The organism is Acinetobacter sp. YH12231, assembly GCF_013417755.1.
GTDB lineage: Bacteria > Pseudomonadota > Gammaproteobacteria > Pseudomonadales > Moraxellaceae > Acinetobacter > Acinetobacter amyesii.
Window position 1 is genome coordinate 1 of record NZ_VPDJ01000054.1, and the last position, 3,720, is coordinate 3,720.

The 3,720-nt window shown below is 36.9% G+C and carries 5 protein-coding genes; all 5 read left to right on the forward strand.

The genetic code is table 11. The features are described 5' to 3' along the window. Positions 1 to 394: 394 nt before the first annotated feature. The 5 genes from FTV11_RS16790 (at position 395) to FTV11_RS16810 (ending at position 3,538) form a co-directional block, all read left to right on the forward strand. Positions 395 to 1,384 (forward strand): DUF4041 domain-containing protein, encoded by a 990-nt coding sequence (locus tag FTV11_RS16790; protein ID WP_180074499.1) that lies wholly within the window; start codon positions 395 to 397, stop codon positions 1,382 to 1,384. Between the two features lie 10 nt (positions 1,385 to 1,394). Further along, positions 1,395 to 1,847 (forward strand): DUF4236 domain-containing protein, encoded by a 453-nt coding sequence (locus FTV11_RS17355; protein ID WP_180009664.1) that lies wholly within the window; start codon positions 1,395 to 1,397, stop codon positions 1,845 to 1,847. A 10-nt stretch (positions 1,848 to 1,857) separates the two neighbouring features. Continuing rightward, entirely contained in the window at positions 1,858 to 2,340 is a 483-nt protein-coding gene (locus FTV11_RS16800) for an SH3 domain-containing protein (RefSeq protein WP_180009663.1), read from the forward strand. Between the two features lie 29 nt (positions 2,341 to 2,369). Continuing rightward, positions 2,370 to 2,891, forward strand: coding sequence for a hypothetical protein (locus FTV11_RS16805; protein WP_168379499.1), 522 nt, complete (start codon positions 2,370 to 2,372; stop codon positions 2,889 to 2,891). A gap of 230 nt (positions 2,892 to 3,121) precedes the next feature. After that, complete coding sequence (locus tag FTV11_RS16810; RefSeq protein WP_168379498.1) at positions 3,122 to 3,538, forward strand: DNA breaking-rejoining protein; 417 nt, start codon at positions 3,122 to 3,124, stop codon at positions 3,536 to 3,538. Positions 3,539 to 3,720: the final 182 nt, after the last annotated feature.

Genomic DNA, 3,720 nt, shown 5'->3' on the forward strand with positions numbered 1-3,720 from the left:
AAGTAACTTGGACCAGTGTTGATCATTTAGCATTGTTCGAGGCATAGCGAGTGTAAAATTGGGTTTGGCGATTTAATTTTACTATCTCGCTATTTTTTTAATCAACAAATGTCAACAGACCCTAATAATCAGACTCAATTAAAAAAAATATGAAGCTAGATATTCAAGAATTATAGATGTTGATAAGGAAGTCGAAGAATCTTTAAAGCGTAAGACTCAACTAAGTAGCGATATTCAAGCGCTTCAGCTGGATTACCAAAAAAAATATGGTCTTTTCCAAATATTAACTCGTAAGATTGCTGTATATGATGAAGATTTAGAATTAGCTTAATCTGGGTTTTATAAGCCACATTTTGATTTTGGAACATCTGAAGAATATAAACAAAGAATTGCGTTGATCAGAGAAAAACAGAAATCAATGCTTAAGGCTAAAACCGCAGTCACTTGCTCTACAGAGTGGACTGTGGGAGAAAGTAAAGCTGAAGGTAAGAAAATGGTCACACGCGCAATCAAGCTAACAACGCGAGCATTCAATAATGAATGTGAAGCAGCTATAGCAAATGTGCGTTGGAATAATATAGAAAAAATGCAGGAGCGTATTCGCAAAGCTGCCGAAGATATAAATAAAATGAATGAGTCAAACCATGTCTATATTGATCGTAAATATGTGGACATGAAGATGCAGGAGTTATGGTTGGCTTATGGATATCAAGAAAAAGTAAAAGAAGAGAAAGAGGAGCAGGCTGAAATTCGCCGTCAAATGCGCGAAGAGGCAAAGCTTGAGCAGGAAATGGCGGCAGCTCAGAAGGAAGAGGAAAAATTCCAAAAATTATTATTGAAAGCACAAGCTGAAGCAGCAAAAGCTGTCGGTGGTAACTTAGATAAATTGAATGCAGAAATTGCTGAGTTATCAATTAAGTTAGAAGAGGCTCATCAGAAAAATGAGCGCGCACTATCAATGGCACAGCAGACAAAAGCGGGACATGTTTATATTATTTCTAACATCGGATCATTTGGCGAAGATGTCTATAAGATTGGTATGACGCGCCGTTTGGAGCCAATAGATCGTGTACATGAACTGGGCGATGCTAGTGTGCCGTTCTACTTTGATGTACATGCAATGATCTATAGCGAAAATGCACCGGCTATGGAAAATGCGCTTCATAAAGTGTTTGCTGAACGTCGTTTAAATCTAGTCAATCTCCGAAAAGAATTTTTCCATGTGACTTTAGATGAAATCCAAAGTGAGGTTCATAAGATTTCAAGCGATGCTGAATTTACTATTACAGCTGAAGCTGAGCAATATAGACAAAGCCAAACAATTAGACATGAAAAAACTCAGGCAGAAAAAAGGCTTGAGGAAGAAATTCCAGCTTTAATATAAGGGGTTAATCGTGGGTTTTAATTTTAGAAAAAGTCTAAAGATAGCACCGGGTGTACGTTTAAATATTACGAAAAAGGGTATTTCTAGCGTTTCATTAGGCGGTAAAGGCGCGCGTGTAAACCTTGGCAAAAAGGGAACAAGAACAACTGTTGGTTTGCCTGGTACTGGGCTTTCGTATAGCAGTTTTAGCCCTAAGCAAGTAAAGAAAGAAACTGTTAGAAGTGAGCCTGTAAGGTCTAGCATGCAAATGAATATGTCTCCTGTAGGAACGCAAGTTCCTACACCTTTACCATTTATGCCAAAGTTTGAGCGGAAGGTTTCGATTCTTTTAGGCATTGGAATCTTTCTAATGCCATATATTTTCGCATGGTTTACTTTGCGTGAAGGCTATTCAAAGCCAGCAAGGTTTATAAGTTTTGGATGGCTTTTATTATTTGTATTTGTGAATCTACAACAATCTTGAGTAATGCTTAATGAAAAAAATAATTCTACAGCTATCTCTAATCCTATTGTCATCATTTAGTTTTGCTTTTGATGGTTTGGAATTAAATGAAGAAGAATTCTATCCTTTAGCAAAGAAATATGTAAATACCAGTACTCTTAATGTTAGAAACAATCCTAAAAATGGGGAAATTGTAGAAAAGTTAGCAAGAGGTGATGCCGTTCTAATATATGATAGAAAAGATCAGTGGGAAAGATTATCAAAAGAATTTGAAAGTCCTAAATGGGTTTTATCCAAATATTTATGCGCATTTGAAAACTGCTTTCTTAAAGGTGATCTATACTCAAAAAGTACAGTGAAGAACAGTTATTCCTCGCATATAAAGAGTCAACCTAACACAAAAGTTAAAAAAACATATTCTAAAGGTTGTTCTTGTGATTCAGGCTCGTATTGTTATGGTCCAAGAGGTGGTCGTTATTGCTATACTTCCGGAGGAAATAAGAGTTACCGCTAATAAAAGCACCTTAAGGTGCTTTACCCCAATTGGGTGTTACGAATATTTTCTTAACGTGGCGCTCTCATTTAATAGCAATCTTCGCCCTCACACAAGTCGCTAAAGAATTCCGCAAATGGGTACTCGATGTACTGGAAAAAGAAGTTCTAAAACAGCAAATCGACACACGAGTAAAAATCAACGCAGAGCAGCAAGCAGAACTCAAAGAAATTATCGACCGACGTGCCCAAGGTGAACGCAAACTACATGCAGAAATGTGGTCACGTCACAAAAAACACTTCCGCATCGCACGTTATAGCGATCTGTTGCCCATTCATTTCCACGACGCAGTAAATTACCTAGAAACTTTAGAAGTTAAGTCAAAAGGAAATATCTATATAGATGAAAAACAATTCCTAGAAATGCTCTGCGTACATGCACGAGTCTTTCAAGCGTGGTGGAATACACATAGCCCAGCATTACTCAATTCATTACTGATGAGCATGCTCAACGACAATATGTTCTCTATGAGCAGTGCCATATCAAACGTAAGTAAAAATGTGGATTCATAATGCCAAACTATGATTACGACCACATGTTTGAATTACAGACACTTTCACATGCAAGATACGGACTGCTCAAGTAAAAATAAGCCACCTTCGTACGGTTTTTTTATATCAATGGATAACAAAAGGAAATGGCAAAAGTGCTTTGTACATCTTACGATATAAATGAAAAATCATTGATGAAATTTAGAATTTCACATGATTAAAAATGATCAATTTAAAAATGGCACATAGTGATGAAAAAATTAACTTTGTTAGGTTCAATAACTTTGGCTTTGTCTGCGGCGGTTTCGCCAAGTGTATCTGCTGCACCAGTAAAACCCATTCAGTTTGCAAAAGGTGCTATTGGTACTACAGTTGCAGGATCATTTAAAGGCTACGATGACATTCAGTATAGTTTGAATGCTAAGGCTGGACAAACTTTAAGCTATAAGCTGACAAGCAATCATGATTTAGCCCAAATTAATATATATGCTCCTGGTGATAAACCAGGAAAAGCAGACGCTTTGGTGATTGGATCTACAACAGGAGCATCTGGAAAATTCAAGCTGCCAGAATCAGGCAATTATTTGATTCAGATCTACCAAATGCGGAATACGGCACGGAATAATAGAACAGTTAATTATAAATTGCATGTTGAAGCAGTTCGCTAAACTTACTTTATCTGGATAGCTTAGAAAGTAACCGAAGCAAAACCAACTAGATGAAATTAGGGTCTGTTGACATTTGTTGATTAAAAAAATAGCGAGATAGTAAAATTAAATCGCCAAACCCAATTTTACACTCGCTATGCCTCGAACAATGCTAAATGATCAACACTGGTCCAAGTTACTTG

Excerpts from the sequence above, each read along its gene's own strand:
- FTV11_RS16810 (WP_168379498.1), top strand. The coding sequence starts at position 3,122 with ATGAAAAAATTAACTTTGTTAGGTTCAATAACTTTGGCTTTGTCTGCG.
- FTV11_RS16800 (WP_180009663.1), top strand. The coding sequence starts at position 1,858 with ATGAAAAAAATAATTCTACAGCTATCTCTAATCCTATTGTCATCATTT.